Origin of the sequence: Streptomyces sp. NPDC127108, from assembly GCF_042677545.1 — a bacterium.
GTDB lineage: Bacteria > Actinomycetota > Actinomycetes > Streptomycetales > Streptomycetaceae > Streptomyces.
This window is the reverse complement of record NZ_JBHXTE010000032.1, coordinates 12149-31308: the sequence shown is the minus strand read 5'-3', so window position 1 is coordinate 31308 and position 19160 is coordinate 12149. Positions and strand designations below refer to the sequence as shown.

General features: G+C 74.0%; 16 protein-coding genes. 8 read left to right on the top strand and 8 right to left on the bottom strand.

Going from position 1 to position 19160, the window contains the following annotated elements; translation table 11 throughout:
• Positions 1-103 precede the first annotated feature (103 nt).
• Both ACFVHO_RS25520 and ACFVHO_RS25515 read left to right on the top strand, forming a co-directional pair.
• Positions 104-766: a response regulator gene (locus ACFVHO_RS25520; protein ID WP_385718928.1), complete on the top strand. Its 663-nt coding sequence runs from the start codon at positions 104-106 to the stop codon at positions 764-766.
• A gap of 98 nt (positions 767-864) precedes the next feature.
• Positions 865-2022 (top strand): ROK family transcriptional regulator, encoded by a 1158-nt coding sequence (locus ACFVHO_RS25515; protein WP_289956303.1) that lies wholly within the window; start codon positions 865-867, stop codon positions 2020-2022.
• A gap of 146 nt (positions 2023-2168) precedes the next feature.
• On the opposite strand, the gene ACFVHO_RS25510 is transcribed toward ACFVHO_RS25515, so the two are convergent.
• Entirely contained in the window at positions 2169-2930 is a 762-nt protein-coding gene (locus ACFVHO_RS25510; RefSeq protein ID WP_385718925.1) for a GntR family transcriptional regulator, read from the bottom strand.
• A gap of 290 nt (positions 2931-3220) precedes the next feature.
• Positions 3221-4111 carry an RNA polymerase sigma-70 factor gene (locus ACFVHO_RS25505; RefSeq protein WP_385718923.1) on the bottom strand — a complete coding sequence of 297 codons (891 nt, stop codon included), beginning with the start codon at positions 4109-4111 and terminating at the stop codon, positions 3221-3223.
• A 182-nt stretch (positions 4112-4293) separates the two neighbouring features.
• Here ACFVHO_RS25505 and ACFVHO_RS25500 point away from each other — a divergent pair, with 182 nt between their 5' ends.
• From ACFVHO_RS25500 to ACFVHO_RS25490, 3 genes are all read left to right on the top strand, one after another.
• Positions 4294-5151 (top strand): alpha/beta fold hydrolase, encoded by an 858-nt coding sequence (locus ACFVHO_RS25500; RefSeq protein WP_385718920.1) that lies wholly within the window; start codon positions 4294-4296, stop codon positions 5149-5151.
• Between the two features lie 259 nt (positions 5152-5410).
• Positions 5411-6991, top strand: coding sequence for an alkaline phosphatase D family protein (locus ACFVHO_RS25495; protein WP_385718917.1), 1581 nt, complete (start codon positions 5411-5413; stop codon positions 6989-6991).
• Between the two features lie 196 nt (positions 6992-7187).
• The gene (locus ACFVHO_RS25490; protein ID WP_385718914.1) at positions 7188-8618 is read left to right on the top strand and encodes a GNAT family N-acetyltransferase; all 1431 of its coding nucleotides are present in this window, start codon (positions 7188-7190) and stop codon (positions 8616-8618) included.
• A 91-nt stretch (positions 8619-8709) separates the two neighbouring features.
• Here the strand turns inward: ACFVHO_RS25490 and ACFVHO_RS25485 are convergent, their stop codons facing one another.
• Complete coding sequence (locus ACFVHO_RS25485) at positions 8710-9615, bottom strand: NAD(P)-dependent oxidoreductase (protein WP_385718911.1); 906 nt, start codon at positions 9613-9615, stop codon at positions 8710-8712.
• A gap of 132 nt (positions 9616-9747) precedes the next feature.
• On the bottom strand, positions 9748-10332 hold the full coding sequence (locus ACFVHO_RS25480; protein WP_385718908.1) for a TetR/AcrR family transcriptional regulator: 585 nt from the start codon (positions 10330-10332) through the stop codon (positions 9748-9750).
• 122 nt (positions 10333-10454) lie between these two features.
• Between ACFVHO_RS25480 and ACFVHO_RS25475 the strand changes: the two genes are divergently transcribed.
• Positions 10455-12167 (top strand): DUF885 domain-containing protein, encoded by a 1713-nt coding sequence (locus tag ACFVHO_RS25475; RefSeq protein ID WP_385718905.1) that lies wholly within the window; start codon positions 10455-10457, stop codon positions 12165-12167.
• A gap of 81 nt (positions 12168-12248) precedes the next feature.
• Here ACFVHO_RS25475 and ACFVHO_RS25470 read toward each other — a convergent pair whose 3' ends face one another.
• Positions 12249-13094 (bottom strand): SDR family oxidoreductase, encoded by an 846-nt coding sequence (locus tag ACFVHO_RS25470; RefSeq protein WP_385718902.1) that lies wholly within the window; start codon positions 13092-13094, stop codon positions 12249-12251.
• A 139-nt stretch (positions 13095-13233) separates the two neighbouring features.
• Between ACFVHO_RS25470 and ACFVHO_RS25465 the strand changes: the two genes are divergently transcribed.
• Positions 13234-13611 carry a nuclear transport factor 2 family protein gene (locus tag ACFVHO_RS25465; protein WP_385718899.1) on the top strand — a complete coding sequence of 126 codons (378 nt, stop codon included), beginning with the start codon at positions 13234-13236 and terminating at the stop codon, positions 13609-13611.
• An 18-nt stretch (positions 13612-13629) separates the two neighbouring features.
• On the opposite strand, the gene ACFVHO_RS25460 is transcribed toward ACFVHO_RS25465, so the two are convergent.
• Positions 13630-14160 (bottom strand): rhodanese-like domain-containing protein, encoded by a 531-nt coding sequence (locus ACFVHO_RS25460; protein ID WP_385718896.1) that lies wholly within the window; start codon positions 14158-14160, stop codon positions 13630-13632.
• A 94-nt stretch (positions 14161-14254) separates the two neighbouring features.
• Between ACFVHO_RS25460 and ACFVHO_RS25455 the strand changes: the two genes are divergently transcribed.
• The gene (locus tag ACFVHO_RS25455; protein WP_385718894.1) at positions 14255-14701 is read left to right on the top strand and encodes an Lrp/AsnC family transcriptional regulator; all 447 of its coding nucleotides are present in this window, start codon (positions 14255-14257) and stop codon (positions 14699-14701) included.
• A gap of 40 nt (positions 14702-14741) precedes the next feature.
• Here the strand turns inward: ACFVHO_RS25455 and ACFVHO_RS25450 are convergent, their stop codons facing one another.
• The gene (locus ACFVHO_RS25450) at positions 14742-17879 is read right to left on the bottom strand and encodes an AAA family ATPase (RefSeq protein WP_385718891.1); all 3138 of its coding nucleotides are present in this window, start codon (positions 17877-17879) and stop codon (positions 14742-14744) included.
• Positions 17876-19039, bottom strand: a complete 1164-nt coding sequence (locus tag ACFVHO_RS25445; RefSeq protein WP_385718888.1) for an exonuclease SbcCD subunit D — start codon at positions 19037-19039, stop codon at positions 17876-17878. The genes ACFVHO_RS25450 and ACFVHO_RS25445 overlap by 4 nt, the downstream gene beginning before the upstream one ends.
• Positions 19040-19160 lie beyond the last annotated feature (121 nt).

The following is a 19160-nucleotide window of genomic DNA, read 5'->3' as shown; positions in this document are numbered from 1 at the left end:
CCCGCTCCGGTACGCGGCGGCGTACCGAAAGGCACGAGGTGGCGGCGTACCGAAAAGATCGACGCGGCGTCGCCCCGAAAATCGCGTGATCTACGCTGACCGGATGCCGGTCACCGTCCTGCTCGTCGACGACGAGCCCCTCGTCCGCGCGGGTCTGCGTGCCGTCCTGGAGGCACAGCCCGACATCGAGGTCGTCGGGGAGGCGGCGGACGGCGCCGCCGTGATCCCCCTGGTGCGGGAGCTGCGGCCGGACGTGGTGGCCATGGACGTGCGCATGCCGCTGCTCGACGGCATCGAGGCCACCCGCGCGGTCCTGCGCACGGTCACCGACCCGCCCAAGATCGTCGTCATCACGACCTTCGAGAACGACGAGTACGTGTACGAGGCGCTGCGCGCGGGTGCCGACGGCTTCCTCCTGAAGCGTGCGAGGCCCGCGGAGATCGTGCACGCGGTGCGCCTCGTCGCCGAGGGCGAGTCGCTGCTGTTCCCGGCGGCGGTGCGGGAGCTCGCGGGCTCCCACGGCCGCCAGCGGGGCAATCCGGACGCCCGGGCGGCCCTGGAGCGGGCCGCGCTGACGGGGCGCGAGGAGGAGGTGCTGAGGCTGATGGCGCGTGGTCTGTCGAACGCGGAGATCGCGGCGCGCCTCGTCGTCGGCACCGAGACCGTGAAGTCGCATGTGAGCTCGCTGCTCGCGAAGCTCGGGGCACGCGACCGGACCCAGGCCGTGATCACGGCGTACGAATCCGGTTTCGTCGCGCCCGGCTGAACCGGCCCCCCTTCCGGGCGGCCAGATCGGCACTCGCCCCGATCGGTGGCTTCCGAGTACTCTTCGCCCATCATGCGCATGGGATGGAAGGACGGACGTTGGGGCGGCTGACCGGCGGAGATCCTTCTCTGCTACGGCGGATCAACTCCGCGGTCGTGCTGCACGCGCTGCGTGCGGCTGACTTCGCGACACTCACCGAGATCACCCGGGTGACGGGGCTTTCCCGGCCCACCGTCGAGGGCGTGGTCGAGGGGCTCAGCGAGGCCGGGCTCGTCGTGGAGACGGACGCGGACGAGGGGGGTGCGCGGCGGCAGGGCCGACCGGCGCGGAAATTCCGGTTCCGGGCGGAGGCGGGACATCTGCTCGGTCTTGAGATCGGTCCGCACCGCGTCGCCGCCGTGCTGTCCGACCTCGACGGCAAGATCCTCGGGACGGCGGCGAAGGACGTGTCGGAGACAGCGTCCGCCGACGAGCGCCTGGAGCGGGTGCGTGGCTCCGTCGCCGATCTGCTGCGCCGCGCGGGCGTCTCGCGCGGCTCGCTGCGCGCCGTGGGCGTCGGCAGCCCGGGGATCGTGGAGGCCGACGGTTCGGTGCGGCTCAGCACGGCGCTGCCGGGCTGGACGGGCCTGCCGTTGGGCGAGCGGCTGCGACGCTCCTTCAAGTGCCCGGTCCTGGTGGAGAACGACGCGAACGCCGCGGCGGTCGCCGAGCACTGGAAGGGCGCGGCGACGGAGTCGGACGACGTGGTGTTCGTCCTGGCCGGGCTGAGCCCCGGCGCCGGTTCGCTGATCGGCGGGCGGCTGCACCGGGGGTACGGCGGGGCGGCGGGCGAGATCGGCGCGCTGCACCTGCTGGGCCGCGAGGTGACGCCGGAGACGCTGCTCTCGACCACGGACGAGCCACTGCACCCGCTGGACGAGCAGGCGGTCGCGGAGGTCTTCGCGCACGCGCGCGAGGGCGACGAGCGGGCGCTGGCCGCGGTCGACCGCTTCATCCGCCGCCTGGTGCACGACGTGGCCGCGCTGGTGCTCGCGCTCGACCCGGAGCTGGTCGTCGTGGGCGGCTGGGCCGCGGGCCTGGACGGCGTCCTGGAGCCGCTCCACCAGGAGCTGGCCCGCTACTGCCTCAGGCCGCCACGGGTGACGCTGTCGATGCTCGGCGAGGCGGCGGTGGCCACGGGCGCGCTGCGGCTCGCGCTCGACCACGTGGAGGAGGAGCTGTTCGCGGTGGAGGGCACGGTGACCGCGCGGCAGTAGGGCACGGTGGTCGCCTCAGGAGCCGCCGACAGGTGTCAGGCAGTGCGAGAAGGCGGGGCCTTCCTCTCGACGGATCGAGAGGAAGGCCCCGCCTTCGAAGATTCCCGCTGCTTCGGTTCCCGCTGCTTCCCGGCTCTTCCCGGCGGTCAGGAAGCCTGCCGCTCCGGCCCGTGGTGGATCTCGACCGCGCCCTGGTCGCCGAAGGTGAGGCGGCAGGTGTCCGCGCGGTACGTCGCCATGGAGAGCGCCGCCGTGCGCCCGCCGACGAGGAAGCGCGTGGTGACGACCAGGACCGGGGCGCCGGGCAGGCGGTCCAGGGCCTTGGCGTCGTCCGCGCGGGCGGAGCCGAGCTCGACGGAGCGGTCCTGGCCCTCCAGCGCGAGGCGGCCGAGCTCGCGCAGCACGGCACGCGCGCGGGCCGCACCCGCGGGCGCGTCGATCGCGGAGAGGTCGGGGACCGACCCCGCAGGGACGTACAGCAGCTCGGCGGCCACGGGCTGGCCGTGCGAGACGCGGGTGCGGCGCACCGTGTGCACCGGCTCGTCCGGGTCGATGTCCAGGGCGCGGGCCACGTCGGCGGGCGCCGGTGCGAGATCGCTGTCCGCGGGCTGCCAGGCGTCCCCGGCCGCGCCGGGCCAGGTGCCCTGGGCGGAGCCGACGGCGACGCCCATGCGGGGCGGTGCGACGGTCGTGCCGACGCCGCGGCGGCGCTGCAGGCGTCCTTCCAGCTCGAGCTGCTCCAGTGCCTGGCGGAGCGTCGCGCGGGCGACGCCGAACCGGGCGGCGAGGTCGCGCTCGTTGGGCAGGATCTCGCCCACGGCGAACTCGGAGTCCAGTGCTTCGCTGAGCACGGTCTTGAGGTGCCAGTACTTCGGCTCCGGCACCGATTCCAGCTGCGTGGTCCCCACCCTGTCCTCCGCAATCGCCGTGCGCAGGCGGCTTTTTCGCGCCTTGTTTATTAAAGGTTCCTGCACTATCTCAGCGACGATAGAGCCGCGCTCACCCTTGGTCAAGACCAATCCTGAGTCCGTTACAGCCCGCAGTGAAGTGGTGCCACAGAGCATTCACGTGCTGTTCGCGCGTGGTCGACACCTGACGGACGGGCGTGACGCAATCCGATGCGTCGCCACCGGGCGCGCACATGGCACGGCCCCCGCCCGTATGCCGGGCGGGGGCCGTTTCGCGCGGGTCGGGGGCGCTAGATGCCGAGCCCCCCGAGCTTGTCCGGATTCCGCACGATGTACACGCGCTGGATACGTCCGTCGGAGATCTCCAGCTGGATGACGCTGTCGGGCTTGCCGTCGGCGAAGAAGAGGACGGACTCGACGCCGTTGACCTCCAGGTGGCGGATCTCGAAGTCGGCGTGCTCCGCGAGGCCCTTGCGTGCCGCGCCCACGATGAAGCGGCCCACCTTGTCGGCGGACTCCACGACCCGCAGGGGCGCCCTGACCTTGCCGCCGCTGTCGCCCACCAGGTCGGCGTCCGGCGCGAGCACGGACATCAGCCCGTCCAGGTCGCCGTCCACGGCGGCGGCGAGGAAGCGCTCGGTGAGGTCGCGGCGCTCGGCCGGGTCGACCTCGAAGCGGGGGCGCCCCTCCTCCACGTGCTTGCGGGCGCGCCCGGCGAGCTGACGGACGGCGGCCTCGCTGCGGTCGAGCGTCTCGGCGATCTCCGCGTACGGGAACCCGAAGGCCTCGCGCAGCACGAACACCGCGCGTTCCAGCGGCGACAGGGACTCCAGGACGACGAGCACGGCGAGCGACACGGAGTCGGCGAGCACGGCCTTCTCCGCGGTGTCGGGCACGGTCGGCCCGAAGTCGGTGACGAGCGGCTCGGGCAGCCAGGGGCCGACGTACGACTCGCGGCGCGACTGCGCGTGGCGCAGCCGGTCGATGGCGAGGCGGGTGGTGATCCGCACCAGATAGGCACGCGGTTCGCGCACGTCCTCGCGCTCGCCGGCGGACCAGCGCAGCCAGGCGTCCTGGACGACGTCCTCGGCGTCGGCCACCCGCCCGAGCATGCGGTAGGCGACGCCCATGAGGACGGGCCGGTGCTCTTCGAAGACGTCGGTCGCGATGTCGGTAGCCACGGCTCCATCCCAGCCGACGGATCTGCTCGTGTCCACCTCCGTCGGGCAAGCCGACGAGGATCACACCGAGCCTCCGGCGGGCCGCGTCCGGGCGCGGCGGCAAGTCGGTGGCGCCGCGCTCTTGAAGTCGTCGCTACTGGACGGTAATTGTTGCTGACAAGGCGTCTAAGTCAGGAGCAGTCATGGCCGCACGGATGGCAGGGGCCGCAGAGGCCGCAGAGGTGTCGTTCGGTGTCGAGTCGCCCCGCGGGCCGCGCTCGGTGACGGTCGCCTACCAGCGCTCGGGCACCGGGGCACCGCTGCTCCTGCTGCACGGCATAGGCCACCACCGGCAGGCCTGGGACCCCGTCATCGGGATTCTCGCGGCCGAGCGCGACGTGATCGCCGTGGACCTGCCCGGCTTCGGCGCCTCCCCGGCGCTGCCGGACGGGCTCGCGTACGACCTGTCGACGGTGGTGCCCGCGCTGCACGCCCTGTGCGGGGCCCTGGGCGTCGAACGGCCGCATGTGGCGGGCAACTCCCTGGGCGGGCTGCTCGCGCTCGAACTCGGCCGGGAGAAGCTCGTACGGTCCGTCACCGCGCTCTCCCCCGCCGGGTTCTGGAGCGAGGCGGAGCGCCGGTACGCCTTCACGACGCTGCGCGCGATGCACCGGATCGCGCGCGGCATGCCCCTGCCGATGGTCGAGCGGCTCTCGCGGAGCGCGGTCGGCAGGACCGCGCTCACCAGCACCATCTACGCCCACCCCGGCCACCGTTCGCCGGAGGCGGTGGTCGCGGAGACCCTGGCGCTGCGCAACGCCACCGGCTTCCACGAGACGCTGGCCGCAGGGCGGGACGTGCGCTTCCGTGACGACGTGCCGGACCTGCCGGTCACCGTCGCCTGGGGCACCCGCGACCGGCTGCTGCTGCGCCGTCAGGGGGTCCGCGCCAAGCACGCCATCCCGGGGGCCCGGCTCGTACGGCTGCCCGGGTGCGGGCACGTCCCGATGCACGACGACCCGGCACGGGTGGCGCGCGTCATCCTCGACACCAGCCGCTGAACCTCCACAGGGCGAACGCGGGCCGTCGGCCTCCGGAGGCTCAGGGACCTCGGGAGCCGGACCACGCGCGCGTGCTGAGCACCGGGCGGCGGCCGTCCAGGACATCGTCGTCCACGTAGAGCACCGTCTGCGGAGTCGGCGCGGCTGTTCCCCTGCCCCCGTGGGCGGTTGTTCACTTGTGGTTCGCGTGGGCGCCGTGGCGCAGCAGTACACGTGGCACTGCACATCCGACCGATTCGCCGTCCCTGGAGGCGTCTTCATGTCACACCGTCCGTCGAGCCCGTCCCCGCGCCGCCGCAGCCTGCTGCGCGGTTCGCTCGTCGTGCCCGCGGCGCTCGCCGTGCCCTCGCTGTCCGGCGCGGCCCCGGCGCTGGCCCTGCGCGGGCGTCCGAGCGCCGACTGGGGGGTGCAGGCCGGTGACGTGGGCGCACACTCGGGGCTCGTGTGGGTGCGCTCCGACCGGCCCGCCCGCATGATCGTGGAGACGTCCGCCACGGAGTCGTTCCGGCGGCCGACCCGCTGGCACGGCCCGCTGCTCGGCCCCCGCACCGACTTCACCGGCACCACGCGGCTGCGCGGGCTGCCCTCCGGCGAGCAGATCCACTACCGCGTGCTCCTGGCCGACCCCGACGACCCGCGCCGTACCGGAAAACCGGTGACCGGCACGTTCCGCACGACCTCGCTCAGACGCCGGGACGACGTGCGCTTCCTGTGGTCGGGGGACATCGCGGGCCAGGGCTGGGGCATCAACCCGGAGCTCGGCGGCTGGCGGGTGTACGAGGAGATGCGCGGCCGCAACCCCGACTTCTTCCTGTGCAGCGGCGACAACATCTATGCCGACGGCCCCATCCAGGCGAGCGTCAAGCTGCCCGACGGCCGGGTGTGGAAGAACATCACCACTCCGGAGAAGTCGAAGGTCGCCGAGACCCTCGCGGAGTTCCGCGGCAACTTCCGGTACAACCTGCTCGACGAGCACCTGCGCCGGTTCAATGCCCAGGTGCCGTCCATCGTGCAGTGGGACGACCACGAGGTGCGCAACAACTGGTACCCGGGGCAGATCCTGGAGGACGCGCGCTACACGGAGAAGGACGTGGACGTCCTCGCGGGGCGTTCGCTGCGGGCGTTCAGCGAGTACTACCCGATCTCCACGCAGCGCCCCGGGGCCCGCGAGGGACGGGTGTACCGGGTGCTCAGGCACGGCCCGCTCCTGGACGTGTTCGTGCTCGACATGCGCACGTACCGCAACGCCAACTCGCCGAACCGGCAGCCCGAGGACGCCACCGGCATCCTGGGCGCCGAACAGCTCGCCTGGCTGAAGCGGGAGCTGTCCCGCTCGCGCGCGGTGTGGAAGGTCATCGCCTCCGACATGCCGCTGGGCCTGGTGGTCGGGGACGGCCAGACGAACTTCGAGGCCGTCGCGCAGGGCGACCCGGGCGCGCCGCTCGGCCGTGAGCTGCAGATCGCCGAACTCCTTCGGCACATCAAGCACCGCCGGATCACGGGCACGGTGTGGCTGACGGCCGACGTGCACTACACCTCGGCGCAGCACTACGACCCCTCGCGCGCCGCCTTCAAGGACTTCGCGCCGTTCTGGGAATTCGTGTCCGGGCCGCTCGCCGCGGGCGGTTTCCCGGCTGTGAAACTCGATGGAACCTTCGGCCCGGACCAGACGTTCGTCAAGGCGCCGGACCGTGCCAACACATCGCCGGCGGAGACACCGCCCTACTACGGAGAGGTGGACATCGACGGCGACAGTGGCGAGTTGACGGTGCGACTGCGGCAGCAGGGCGGAGGCGTGCTCTTCACCAAGGTGCTGCAGCCGGGACGCGTGGGCCAGTGACGACCCGCGCGGGTGCGGGCCGGCCCACGTCCGGTCCGCACCCGCGTGGACCGTTGCGGGCATACGGGGGACAGCAACGGACAACCGGGGTGAGCAAAAAGTAATGAAACGGACAGAACCGCTCTTAACCCATCAGTCACAAACCGTTCGTGATCACGCAACACCCTTCGGCCAGAGTGACTGCATGAGTGCTGACATGTCTGATGTGACGCGCAAGAGGCACGGCAGGCCGGTGCACCACTGGCGCCGGGATGTCGTCGAACTCGCCGCGCTGTTCACGGCCGTGGCCGTGGCGGACGCGGTGGCCAATCTCGTGGGGCACGGCCCGGACGGGCCCGAACTGCTCCTCGTCTCGGCCGTGATCCTGGTGGCCACGGCCGGGTTCCACACATGGTGGGCACGGCGCCACACGCACGCGCCGCCAGGCGCGGACGGCGGCCCCGATACGGGCACCCCGCCGCTCCCGGCCCAGGACCGGACCGGGGACACCACCGACACCACGACCACCGACGCGACGGCCGGTCCGCGGCCCGAACCGACGACGCTGTGGCGCATGCGCACGACCGTGCGCGACGCCCCCGGCTCCCTCGCCGTGCTGTGCACGGCCCTCGCGCGGGACAGCGTCGACATCCTGAGCCTGCAGACCCACCCGCTGGCCGACGGCACGGTCGACGAGTTCCTGCTGCGGGCCCCCGCGGCGCTGCCCGCGGCCGACCTCACCCGCACGGTCTCCCGCGCGGGCGGATCGAGCACCTGGATCGAGCGGGCCGACGCCCACGACCTGGTGGACGCGCCGACCCGGATCCTGGGCCTGGCCACGCGCACGGCCCTGGACGCGGCGGAACTGCCGCTCGCGCTGCGCCAGTTGCTGGGCCGGTGCACCATCCGCTCCCTGCCCGCGAAGCCGGGGCAGACGGAGCGCGCGCTGGAGGAAGCGGCGCCCGTCGAGGGCGCGCTCGACGGGACCGTGCTGCGGCTCCGGGCCCCCGAAGGCGGAGTGATCACGGTCGAGCGCCCCTATCTCCCGTTCACCCCCACGGAGTTCGCCCGCGCGCGGGCGCTCGTGGAGCTGGACACCCGGCTCGGCCCGCGCATCCCGCGCGGCCAGGACGTCCTGACCCTCCCCGAGGGCAGCGACATCACGGTGAGCCGCGCCGACACGGGCGACCTCCGGGCCGCCAAGGACATGCACGAGCGCTGCTCGAAGCGCACCCTCGGCATGCGCTACCACGGCCCGGTCAACGACGCCGACCGCTATCTCAACCACCTCCTGAGCCCGCGCTTCGGCCGCACGCTCGCCGCACGCAGCGCGTCCGGCCGCGTCGTCGGCCTCGGCCATCTGCTGTGGGACGGCGACGAGACGGAGATCGCGCTGCTCGTCGAGGACGACTGGCAGCGTCGCGGCATCGGCGGCGAACTGCTCGGCCGCCTGGTCTCGATGGCGATCGAGGCGGGCTGCGAGAGCGTGTACGCGGTCACGCAGTCGTCCAATACCGGGATGGTCGCGGCGATGCGCGGCCTGAACCTCCCGCTGGACTTCCAGATCGAGGAGGGCACGCTCGTCATCACCGCCCGCCTCGACGCCACGCCGGTGCGCTCGCAACTGCCGTACGACAGCCACCAGTAGCGTCCGCGGCCGCCACCGGAATCCAGGAGCGACAAGACGCCCGCACCCCGCCTCGCGCGATCAGGTGCGGGCGTCCGCCGTACGGCGCCCTTCAGGCCCCCGCGCCCAGGTCCCGCCCCACGCCGCCGGTCCGGGCCACGAGGTACGAGGCGGCCATGTCCTTGTCGCCGTGTCCGGCGTCGGCCGCGCGCCGGAACCGGGCGAGTCCCGCGGCGCCGACATCGGCGGCCACCCCGGCCGACTCCGCCGCCGCCACGACGAGTTCCGCGTCCTTGACGGAGTTGCTCACGGAGAAGCTGGCCGCGTAGTCGCCCGCGCGGATCGCCGCGGCCTTGGCCTGGAAGAACGGGCTGTCCAGGGGGCCGCCCGCGACCGCTTCGACGACGAGCGCCGGGTCCACGCCCAACGCCTCGGCCAGGGCGAGGCTTTCGGCGGTGCCGTGGGTGAGGGCGAACACGAGGCTGTTCAGGGCGAGCTTGAGGCGGCTGGCCGCGCCGGGCTCGTCGGAGACCCAGACCGTGCGCGCGCCGATCGCGTCGAACACCAGCCGCGCGAGCTCCAGCGGCTCCCCGGCGACTCGCGGCCCCGAGGCGAGGACCACCAGCGCACCGTTCTCCGCGGGCTGCCTGGTGCCCTGCACCGGCGCGTCGTACAGCACGAGCCCGTGCTCGTCCGCGAGCCGTGCGAGGCCGTCGATCTCCTCGGCGCCGACCGTGCTCAGCTGAACCCACACCGCGCCCTCGGCCAGCGCGGGCGCGGCCGCCGCGAGGGCCTCGCGCACGGCCGGTCCGTCCTTGAGGACGGTGACCACGACATCGGCGCCCGCGACCGCCTCGGCCGGGGTGCCGCACACCTCGATGCCCTCGTACGCGGCGAGGGGCTCCGCCCTGGCCTGGGTCCTGTTCCAGACGCGTACATCGAAGTGCGCCCGCAGATGGCGCGCCACGGGTGCGCCGATGATCCCGGTGCCGAGTACGGCGACCTTGTTCTGCGCCATGTGCGTCCTCCTCGAAGAGACTGTCATAATTGACCGATCGTTCCATTATTGAGGCGTGGGAATCCGCCGCCCGGGACAAGTCACGTCGGGACAAGTCGCGTCGGGGCGGGGAGAGTCGGGGCCGGTGACCGCCTACGCCAGCAGCGACAGCGCCTGTTGTGCCGCCGCCCGCACGCGGGCCTCGCCGCCGGAGACCTTGCCGACCACCCGCATGCCCTGCAGGAGCACGAGCAGCATGCGAGCGAGGGCGCGCGGATCGCGGTCCTCGGGGATCTCCCCCTGGGCCCGCGCGCGAGTGAGCGCCGCGTGCAGCAGGGTTTCGATCTGCTCCCAGTTCAGCTCCACCCTGCGGTCGGCCGCGGGGTCGTGCGGGGCCAGCTCCGCCGCCGTGTTGGTGACGAAGCAGCCGGCGAGCCGGGTGTCAGGCGCGGACGACTCGGCCACGAACCGGTCGAGCAGGGCGCGCACTCCGGGCAGCGCGGGGCCGGGCCGGGAGAGCTCGTCGAGCAGCATCGGATCGTTCAGTTCCGCATAGCGGTCCATGGCCTTCAGATACAGCTCGCGCTTGTTGCCGAAGGTCGCGTAGATGCTGGCGCGACCGATGCCGAGATGCTCCACGAGGTCCGCCATGGACGTCGCCTCGTAGCCACGGCTCCAGAACAGGTCGAGCGCGGCCCCGAGCGCGGCGTCGGGATCGAATTCCTTGGTCCTCGCCATACGGCAGACGCTAACCCCGGCTGGAACGATCGGTCAAATAAAGGACGGATGATCGCCGCCGCGCCCCGTGCGGCGCCCACGCGCCAGTGACGTGCGGCCCTGTCCCGTACCAGGATGTCCGCATGTCAGACACGAACATCACCCCCACGGCCGCGGGCTCAGGGCCGCTGCCCCGCGAGGTCGCCGACACCTACGTCGACGAGCTCATCGCCCTGGACCCCGTCACCGGCACCTTTCTCGGCGTCAAGGAGAGCAACAGCAGACTCCCCGACCTCTCCCCCGCGGGCCTGGACGCCCTCGCGGCGCTCGCGCGCACGACGCTGGCGCGGCTCGACGAGGCGGAGGCACGCCCGGGCGCCGACAGCGACGTGGAGCGGCGCTGCGCGCGGCTGCTGCGCGAGCGGCTCACGGCGGAGCTCGCCGTGCACGAGGCCGACGAGGGCCTGCGTGCCGTCGGCAACCTGCACACCGCGCCGCACGCGGTCCGGGAGATCTTCACGGTGACGCCGATGGACACGGACGAGGACTGGGCGGCGATCGCCGAGCGGCTGCGGGCGGTTCCCGGCGCGTACGAGGGGTATCGGGCCTCCCTCGAACTCGGCCTGGAGCGGGGGCTCTTCGCCGCGCCCCGGCCGACGGCGACGTTCATCGAGCAGCTGACGCAGTGGGCGGGGACCGAGGACGGCCCCGGCTGGTACGAGGAGTTCGCGGCGGACGGACCGCAGGCGCTGCGGTCCGAGCTCGACACGGCGGCGAAGGCGGCGACCGGCGCGGTCGTGGCGCTGCGCGACTGGATGCGGGACGTGTACGCGCCCGCGATCGAGGGCGCTCCCGAGGTCGTGGGCCGCGAGCGCTACGCCCGCCTCTCGCGCCACTTCAACGGCACGGACCTGGATCTGGACGAGGCGTACGCGTACGGCTGGGCCGAGTACCACCGGCTGCTCGGCGAGATGCGGACCGAGGCCGAGAAGATCCTGCCGGGCGCGGCCACGCCGTGGGCGGCGCTCGCGCACGTCGACGAGCACGGCGCGCACATCGACGGTGTCGACGAGGTTCGGCAGTGGCTGCAGGACCTGATGGACGAGGCGATCGAGGCGCTGGACGGCACGCACTTCGAACTCGCCGAGCGGGTGCGGAAGGTGGAGTCGCGGATCGCCCCGCCCGGCGGCGCCGCCGCCCCGTACTACACCGGGCCCTCGGAGGACTTCTCGCGCCCCGGCCGGACCTGGCTGCCCACCATGGGCGAGACCCGCTTCCCCGTGTACGACTTGGTGTCCACCTGGTACCACGAGGGCGTGCCCGGCCACCATCTGCAGCTCGCGCAGTGGGCGCACGTCGCCGAGGACCTGTCCCGCTACCAGGCGACCGTGGGCATCGTCAGCGCCAACGCGGAGGGCTGGGCGCTGTACGCGGAGCGGCTGATGGACGAGCTGGGCTTCCTCACCGACCCCGAGCGGCGCCTCGGCTACCTGGACGCGCAGATGATGCGCGCGCTGCGGGTCATCGTCGACATCGGCATGCACCTGGAGCTGGAGATCCCCGCGGACTCCCCGTTCCACCCCGGTGAGCGCTGGACCCCCGAGCTGGCCCAGGAGTTCTACGGGTCGCACTGCAGCCGGCCCGCGGACTTCGTCGAGAGCGAGATGACGCGCTATCTGACGATCCCCGGCCAGGCCATCGGCTACAAGCTCGGTGAGCGCGCCTGGCTGCTCGGCCGCGAGAACGCGCGGCGGCGGCACGGGGACGCGTTCGACGCGAAGGCGTGGCACATGGCGGCGCTGTCGCAGGGCTCGCTCGGGCTCGACGATCTGGTGGACGAGCTCTCGGCGCTGTGAGGCGGGCGGGGCGGTGCCTTCGCGGCTCCCGCCCCGTCCCACTCCCCGGCTCCGGGCCCGGCTCCGGCTCGGAGCCCGCCGTCACTGCCGGATGCCGCCCTCGGAGTCGATGACCTGCCCCGTGATCCACTCGGCCTCGTCCGTCGCGAGCCACGCGATGAGACGGGCCGGGTCGTCGGGCATGCCCCAGCGGCCCGCCGGGAAGAGGGCGGCGATGTCGTCGTAGGCGTCGCCCGTCATGTAGTCCGTGTCCACGGGGCCCGGGTTGACGGTGTTCACCGTGACGGCGAGTTCGGCGAGCGTCGTCGCGAGCGACCGCGTCGTCGAGGCCAGCGCGCCCTTCTGCAGGCCGTACGCGATCTCGCCCGGCATGCCGCCCGCGTTGTCCTGGCCGGACGTCATCATCATGACGCGGCCGCCGGGCGTGCGCGGCGCGAGCCCGGCGCGCAGCCGCGCGTACGCCTGCACGAGCAGGATCACCGAGCGGGTGTCGACCGCCCAGTGCACGTCGAGCATGGACGCGTCGATCTCTTCGAGGGTGCCGTCCATGCCGCTGCGGGCGTGGTTGGCGACGAGGATGTCCAGGCGCCCGCCGAGCGCCTCGGCCGCCGTGGCGACGAGGGCGGCGGGCGCGTCGGCGTCGGCGAGGTCGGCGGGACCGTGCAGGACGAGGGCGTCCGGGTCGGCCCGCGCCTCGCGCACGGAGGCGGCGACGTCCTCCGGCCGGTCGGCGCCCCAGGGCATCTCGGCGTCGTGCGGCACGTGGTGGTGCAGATAGACGCTCGCCCCGTACGCGGCGAGTCGGCGGGCGACGGCGTAGCCGATGCCCCCGCGACGGCTCGCGCCGGTGACGAGGGCGGTGCGCCCGCGCAACGGCAGCGGGTCGCGGCGGAGTTCGGCTGCGGTGGGCTGGGGAAGCTGAGGCATGACAGATCATGATGGGGGCTCGCGGCTCGCGGGCGCACCCGATTAACCACAGGGCGGGCTGGATCGGCCCAAGGTGGCCGAACTCGGCCGGGTGCGGGGCGAGCGCCCGTTGTCAGTGGCTGCTGCCACGATGCCCGCCATGACACCTACGGAGATCGTCACGGCGTTGTGGGACCGCATGCGGGCACGGGACTGGGCGGGGGTGGGGGCGCTGCTGGCCGAGGACGTCGTCGTCGAGTGGCCGGTCAGCGCCGAGCGGATCGTGGGCAGGGACAACTACCTGCGTGTGAACGCGGAGTATGCGGAGGGCTGGTCGATCCGTCTGCTGCGGATCGTCGCGGACGGCGACACGGTGGTCTCCGAGGTGGAGGTGCCCCACGAGACCATGGGGACACACCGCGTGGCCTCCTTCTGGACGGTGTGGGACGGGCGGATCGTGGCGGGCCGCGAGTACTGGAGCGCGGTCGGGTCCGACCCTTCGCCCCAGTGGCGGGCGGACTTCGTGCAGCCGATGTGAGACAGCGCCCCGCCCGGCTCAGCAGCCGCAGTCCGCCCCGTCGGCGGGAGCCGTCAGCGGGTCCGCGGCGCGCCGCTCGGGGCCCTCCCAGGTCTCGTACGCGAAGCCCTCGCGGGCCCAGTACTCGAAGCCGCCGAGCATCTCCTTGACCTGGAAGCCCAGCTGGGCCAGGGCGAGGGCGGCGCGGGTCGCGCCGTTGCAGCCGGGGCCCCAGCAGTACGTGACGACCGGCACCGACTTGTCCAGGATCTGTTCGGCCTGGGTCGGGATGAGCGCGGTGGGCAGGTGGACGGCGCCGGGGACGTGGCCCTGGTCCCAGGAGGCGGTGGAGCGGGAGTCGAGGACGACGAAGCCGGGGTCGCCGTCGGCGGCGAGCGCGGCGGCGACGTCGGACACGTCCGCGTGGAAGGCGAGGCTCGCGGCGAAGTAGGCGGCGGCCGCGGCGGGGGCGGCCGGCGGGACGCGCAGGACGGCGTTGGCCGCGTCGGAGTTCGCACCGTTCGTGCTGGTCGCGGCGTGCGTGAGGGGTACGGAAGTCGTCTGGGTCATGGCCAAAAATCTATGGCCAAGGGCCACGGTCCTGAAGGGGCGATTCCCTGTCAACCTCTTGATCAGCCGGGGTTTTCCCTGTTTCCTCTCGGGCATGACCGCTTATTCCACGGACGCCACCGACTGGCGCATCCTCGACGTCCTCCAACGGCAGGGCCGGGCCAGTTACGCCGAGCTGGCGCGCGCCGTCTCCATGTCCCCGAGCGCGGTCACCGAGCGCGTGCGGCGCCTCGAGGAGGCCGGTGTGATCCAGGGCTACGCGGCCGTGGTCGACCCGGAGCGGCTCGGCATGCCGGTGCTCGCGTTCGTACGCCTGCGGTACCCGAACGGGAACTACAAGCCGTTCCACGACCTGGTCGACGCGACGCCGGAGATCCTCGAGGCGCACCACGTCACCGGTGACGACTGCTTCGTGATCAAGGTCACCGCGCGCTCGATGCGGCACCTGGAGGAGGTCTCCGGCAAGATCGGCGCCCTCGGCTCGGTGACGACGAGCGTCGTCTACTCCTCCCCGCTGACCAGGCGGCCCCTGGGCCAGTGAGGCGCCGCGGCGGGCACCCCCTGGCGGAGACGGCCGCCCCTCAGCCCTCGCTCCGCTGCCGCACCACCGACCCCGCCCTGCCCTTCACGACCTCCAGCTGCGCGTGCACCCGGCGCCGCAGGTCCGCGACGTGGCTGACGATGCCCACGCTGCGGTCCCGCTCGCGCAGGGCGTCCAGGACGTCGAGGACCTCGTCGAGCGTCTGGTCGTCCAGGGAGCCGAAGCCCTCGTCGACGAAGAGGGTGTCCAGGCGCACGCCGCCCGCCTCGTCCGTGACGACGTCCGCGAGGCCGAGGGCGAGGGCGAGGGAGGCGAAGAACGTCTCGCCGCCGGAGAGGGTGGACGCGTCGCGCTCGCGGCCCGTCCACGCGTCGACGACGTGCAGGCCGAGGCCCGAGCGGCCGCGGCCGGTGCGGTCGTCGGAGTGGACGAGGGTGTAGCGGCCCGACGACATGCGGTGCAGGCGTGCCGTCGCCGCGGCGGCGACCTGCTCCAGGCGGGCCGCGAGGACGTACGACTCCAGGCGCATCCGGCGTTCGTTGTCGGCGGAGGTGCCCGCGGCCAGCGTGGCGAGGCGCGCCACACGGTCGTGCGTCTCGCGCAGCGGGGCGAGCCGCCGGGCGGCGGCGGCCGAGCGGGCGGAGAGCCGGTCGAGCTCGGAGCGGCGGCGGGCGGCGACGTCGCAGGCGGAGGCGACGGTGCGGACGCGGGCGGCGGCCGCCTCGGCTGCGGACTCGGCGGCGGCGACCCGCGCGGGGGCCCGCTGCGCCGCGGCGGCCGTGTCGGGCTCGGCGAGCAGCGCGCGGACGGCGGCCTGTTCGTGCTGCCAGGCGTCGATGCGGTGCTGGAGCTCGCGGTGGCCGGAGTCGTCGAGGAGGGCCGCCGACGCGGCGGCCGGGGTGTCGAACCCACCGCGGTAGGCGGCGTCGGCGAGCCGGGCGTCGGCGTCCTTGAGGCGCTGGGCGGACTCGTCGGCGGCGCGGGCGGCATCGGCGGCGGCGGTGAGGAGGGCGGCCTGGCGCTCCAGTTGCGCGGCCCGCTGGGCGACGCTCGCGGCGGTGCCGCGCGCACGGGCCAGCTCCTCCTCCAGGCCCTCCTGTTCGGCGGCGATGGCGTCCCGCAGCGCGGCACGTGAGTCGACGCGGCGGGCGGCCTCCTGCTGTGCGGTGACGCGCCGTTCGTGCTCACGCTCGGCCTGGGCAAGCTCCTCGCGGGCCGCGTGCAGCCGCGACGCGCGGTCGCGGGCCTCGGTGTGCGCGCCCCGCAACTCCTCGACGGCCGCGGTGAGTTCGGTGACCGGCGTGCCGGAGGCGGCCGCGGTGGCGGCCGCGAGCGACTCCCGTACGGCGGCGAGGTCCCGCTCGGCCGTGCCGCGCGCCTCGTCCGCGCGCTGGTGGGCGGCGAGGGCGGCCTCCTCGGCTGCGCGGTCGACGTGGCCCGCGGACTTCCGCGCGGGGGCGGGGTGTTCGGTGCCGCCGCAGACGGCGCAGGGGGCGCCGGGCTCCAGGTGCGCGGCTAGCTCGGCGGCGATGTCCGCGAGGCGCTGCTCCTTGAGGCCGAGCCAGTGCTCGCGGGCCGATCCGGCGCGCTCGCGGGCGGTGAGGGCGCGCTCCTGGGCCGCGTCGGCCTCCTGGGCGAGGCGGTCGCGGCTGCGGGCGGCGTCGAGCTTCTCCTGCGCGGGCTGGAGTTGTCCCGCCAGGTGCTCGGTGCGGGCGGTGGCGTCCTGGGCGTCCTCGACCGCGTCACGCAGCCGGGTCCGGCGGGTGTCCCAGTCGGCGAGCCAGCCCCCCGCCTCGGCGAGGAGTTCGTCGTCGGCCCGCTCCTGCTGGTCCAGGTCGGCTCGCTGGGCGGTCAGTTCGGCGAGGCGCGGCTCGGCGCGGCGGGCGGAGGCGAGGCCGCCGAGCTCCTCGCTGGCCCGGCGCGCGGCGCCCGCGAGGCCCGCGGCGCCCTCGTCGGCGTACGTGGCGGGGAGGTGCGCACGCGCGCGTGCCTCCTCGGCCGTGGCGCGGTGGTGCTCCTCGTCGGCCTCGGCGCGCAGGGCGAGGGCCGGGGCGACGGTCTCGGCCTTGCGGGCCCGCTCCATGCGGGCGGTGAGCTGCCGGTGGTCGTCGGCGCGCGCGTCGAGCCGGGCCGCGCGCTCCGTGGCGTCGGCGAACCGCCGTTGGAGGCGCGCCAGTTCGCGGACGTCGTCCAGCTCCGTGGCCGCCGCCGCGTGCGCGGACTCGGCGTGGGCGAGGGCGCTGCGGGCGACGTCGAAGCGCTCGCGGGCGCCCGCGCGGGCCACGGCGGCCCAGGCGAGCACGGCGTCCGCGAGCCCCGGGTCGCCGGGGGCGGCGTCCGGCAGCGGCAGCTCGGCGCCCTCGCCCCCTGCCTCCGCCGCCTGCTGCATGCGGTGCGCGTCCGCGAGCAGTTCCGCGTCGCCCTCCCTCACCCGGGCCTCCGCCGCACGCCGCTGCTCGGCGAGCCGCGCCTCGACGGCGGCGAACCGGCGGGTGTCGAAGAGCCTGCCGAGGAGCTTGCCGCGGGCCTCGGCGTCCGCGCGCAGGAAGCGGGAGAAGTCGCCCTGCGGCAACAGCACGACCTGGCAGAACTGCTCCTTGCTCATGCCGAGCAGCTGGCTGATCTCCTCGCCGATCTCCTGGTGGGAGCGGCTGAGGTCCTTCCAGCCGTCAGCGCCGCCGGAACCGGCGGAGGCGACCGGTTCCGCGGAGCCGCCAGGCTCGGTGGAGGGGCCCGGCTCGATGGCGGGGCCCACTCCGGCGGCGATCCCGTCGGCGCCCGCCCCGGATACCGGGTCGCCCCCGCCCCCGTACTCCCGCAGCCAGCTCTGCGCCTTGTCCGTCGTCGTGCCCGTGCCGCGCTTCTTCGGGCGCTCCCAGGGCGGCTGCCGGGTGATCTCCAACCGGCGTCCGGCGACGGTCAGTTCGAGGCGCACCTCGGTGCGGGTGTCCGGGCTCGCGTGGTCGCTGCGCAGCGTCGCGCCCTGGCCGCCGCCCTGGCGCGGTCCTGGGACGGAGCCGTACAGGGCGTAGCACACGGCGTCCAGGACGGAGGTCTTTCCGGCGCCCGTCGGACCGTGAAGGAGGAAGAGACCGGCGGCCGACAGTTCGTCGAAGTCGATGTCCTGGGTGGCGCCGAAAGGACCGAAGGCGGTGATCCGCAGCCGGTGCAGCCTCATCGGGCCACCTCGCGCAGCACGTCGTCGGCGCGGACGGCGTCGAAGGCGTCCCTCAGCACGTCCCGCTCGCGCTCGTCGGGGCCCGCGCCCCGCACATGGGCCACGAAGTCCTCCGCGATCTCCTGGTCGTCGCGGCCCTTGAGCCGCTGGGCGTAGGACACGTCGGGGTCCTCGGGGGCGCGGTCCGGGTCGAAGGCGAGGCTGAGGGTGTGCGGGAAGCGCTCGCAGAGGCGGGCCATGGGGTCGTCGGGGCGCACCGGGTCGGTGAGCGTCGCCTCGACCCAGGCCTCCTCGTGGCGGGCCAGCTCCGGGGCGGCGAGCAGCGTCCCGATGTCTCCCCTGATCCGGGCGAGGGGCCTCGGCACGGGGCAGTCGATCCGCTCGGCCTCGATCTCCCCCGCCGCTCCGAGGTCGACGAGCCACATGGTCTTGCGGTGGGCGGACTCCGAGAAGGAGTACGGCAGCGGGGAGCCGCTGTAGCGCACGCGGTCGCTGATGGCCTGGCTGCCGTGCAGATGGCCGAGCGCCACATAGTCGACGCCGTCGAAGACCCCGGAGGGCACGGCGGCCACGCCGCCGACCGTGATGTCCCGCTCGCTGTCGCTGGCCTCGCCACCGGTCACGAAGGCGTGCGCGAGGACGACGGAGCGGGTGCCCGGGGTCCGGGCGGCCAGATCGGCGCGCACCCGCTCCATGGCGGCGCCGAGCACCGCCTCGTGGCCCGCCCTGCGGACCCCGAACTCGTCCTTGACCAGGGCCGGTTCGAGGTAGGGCAGGCCGTAGAACGCCACGTCCCCGTGGGTGTCGGCGAGCACCACGGGCTGCCCGCAGCCCGCAGGGTCCGTCCGCAGGTGGATGCCCGCGCGGCCGATGAGCCCGGCGCCGACGCCGAGGCGGCGCGCGGAGTCGTGGTTCCCGGAGATCATCACCGTGGGTACGCCGAGGTCGGCGAGCCGGTGCAGGGCATCGTCGAACAGCTCGACGGCGGCGAGCGGCGGCACCGCCCTGTCGTACACGTCTCCCGACACGACGACGGCGTCCACCTCGCGCGCACGCGCGGTGGCGACGAGGTGTCCGATGAACTCGGCCTGGGCGCCGAGCATGTTCACGCGGTGGAACGCCCGGCCCAGATGCCAGTCGGACGTGTGCAGAATTCTCAAGACGCCGCTCCGGACCGCATGCTCGCTCTCCCCTCCTGTGCCCCGGATCGAGGACCGCCCCAGCACGGGCCCCGCCGACAGCACCCACCACGCTAGCGCCTGCCGGCACCTGCTCGATCAC

What these genes read in the sequence shown, in the direction of transcription:
- ACFVHO_RS25470 (WP_385718902.1), bottom strand. Translation starts at nt 13,094, where the DNA reads ATGCCTCAGCTTCCCCAGCCCACCGCAGCCGAACTCCGCCGCGACCCG.
- ACFVHO_RS25460 (WP_385718896.1), bottom strand. Translation starts at nt 14,160, where the DNA reads ATGACCCAGACGACTTCCGTACCCCTCACGCACGCCGCGACCAGCACG.
- ACFVHO_RS25465 (WP_385718899.1), top strand. Translation starts at nt 13,234, where the DNA reads ATGACACCTACGGAGATCGTCACGGCGTTGTGGGACCGCATGCGGGCA.
- ACFVHO_RS25520 (WP_385718928.1), top strand. Translation starts at nt 104, where the DNA reads ATGCCGGTCACCGTCCTGCTCGTCGACGACGAGCCCCTCGTCCGCGCG.
- ACFVHO_RS25485 (WP_385718911.1), bottom strand. Translation starts at nt 9,615, where the DNA reads ATGGCGCAGAACAAGGTCGCCGTACTCGGCACCGGGATCATCGGCGCA.
- ACFVHO_RS25500 (WP_385718920.1), top strand. Translation starts at nt 4,294, where the DNA reads ATGGCCGCACGGATGGCAGGGGCCGCAGAGGCCGCAGAGGTGTCGTTC.
- ACFVHO_RS25475 (WP_385718905.1), top strand. Translation starts at nt 10,455, where the DNA reads ATGTCAGACACGAACATCACCCCCACGGCCGCGGGCTCAGGGCCGCTG.
- ACFVHO_RS25490 (WP_385718914.1), top strand. Translation starts at nt 7,188, where the DNA reads ATGTCTGATGTGACGCGCAAGAGGCACGGCAGGCCGGTGCACCACTGG.
- ACFVHO_RS25480 (WP_385718908.1), bottom strand. Translation starts at nt 10,332, where the DNA reads ATGGCGAGGACCAAGGAATTCGATCCCGACGCCGCGCTCGGGGCCGCG.
- ACFVHO_RS25455 (WP_385718894.1), top strand. Translation starts at nt 14,255, where the DNA reads ATGACCGCTTATTCCACGGACGCCACCGACTGGCGCATCCTCGACGTC.
- ACFVHO_RS25450 (WP_385718891.1), bottom strand. Translation starts at nt 17,879, where the DNA reads ATGAGGCTGCACCGGCTGCGGATCACCGCCTTCGGTCCTTTCGGCGCC.
- ACFVHO_RS25495 (WP_385718917.1), top strand. Translation starts at nt 5,411, where the DNA reads ATGTCACACCGTCCGTCGAGCCCGTCCCCGCGCCGCCGCAGCCTGCTG.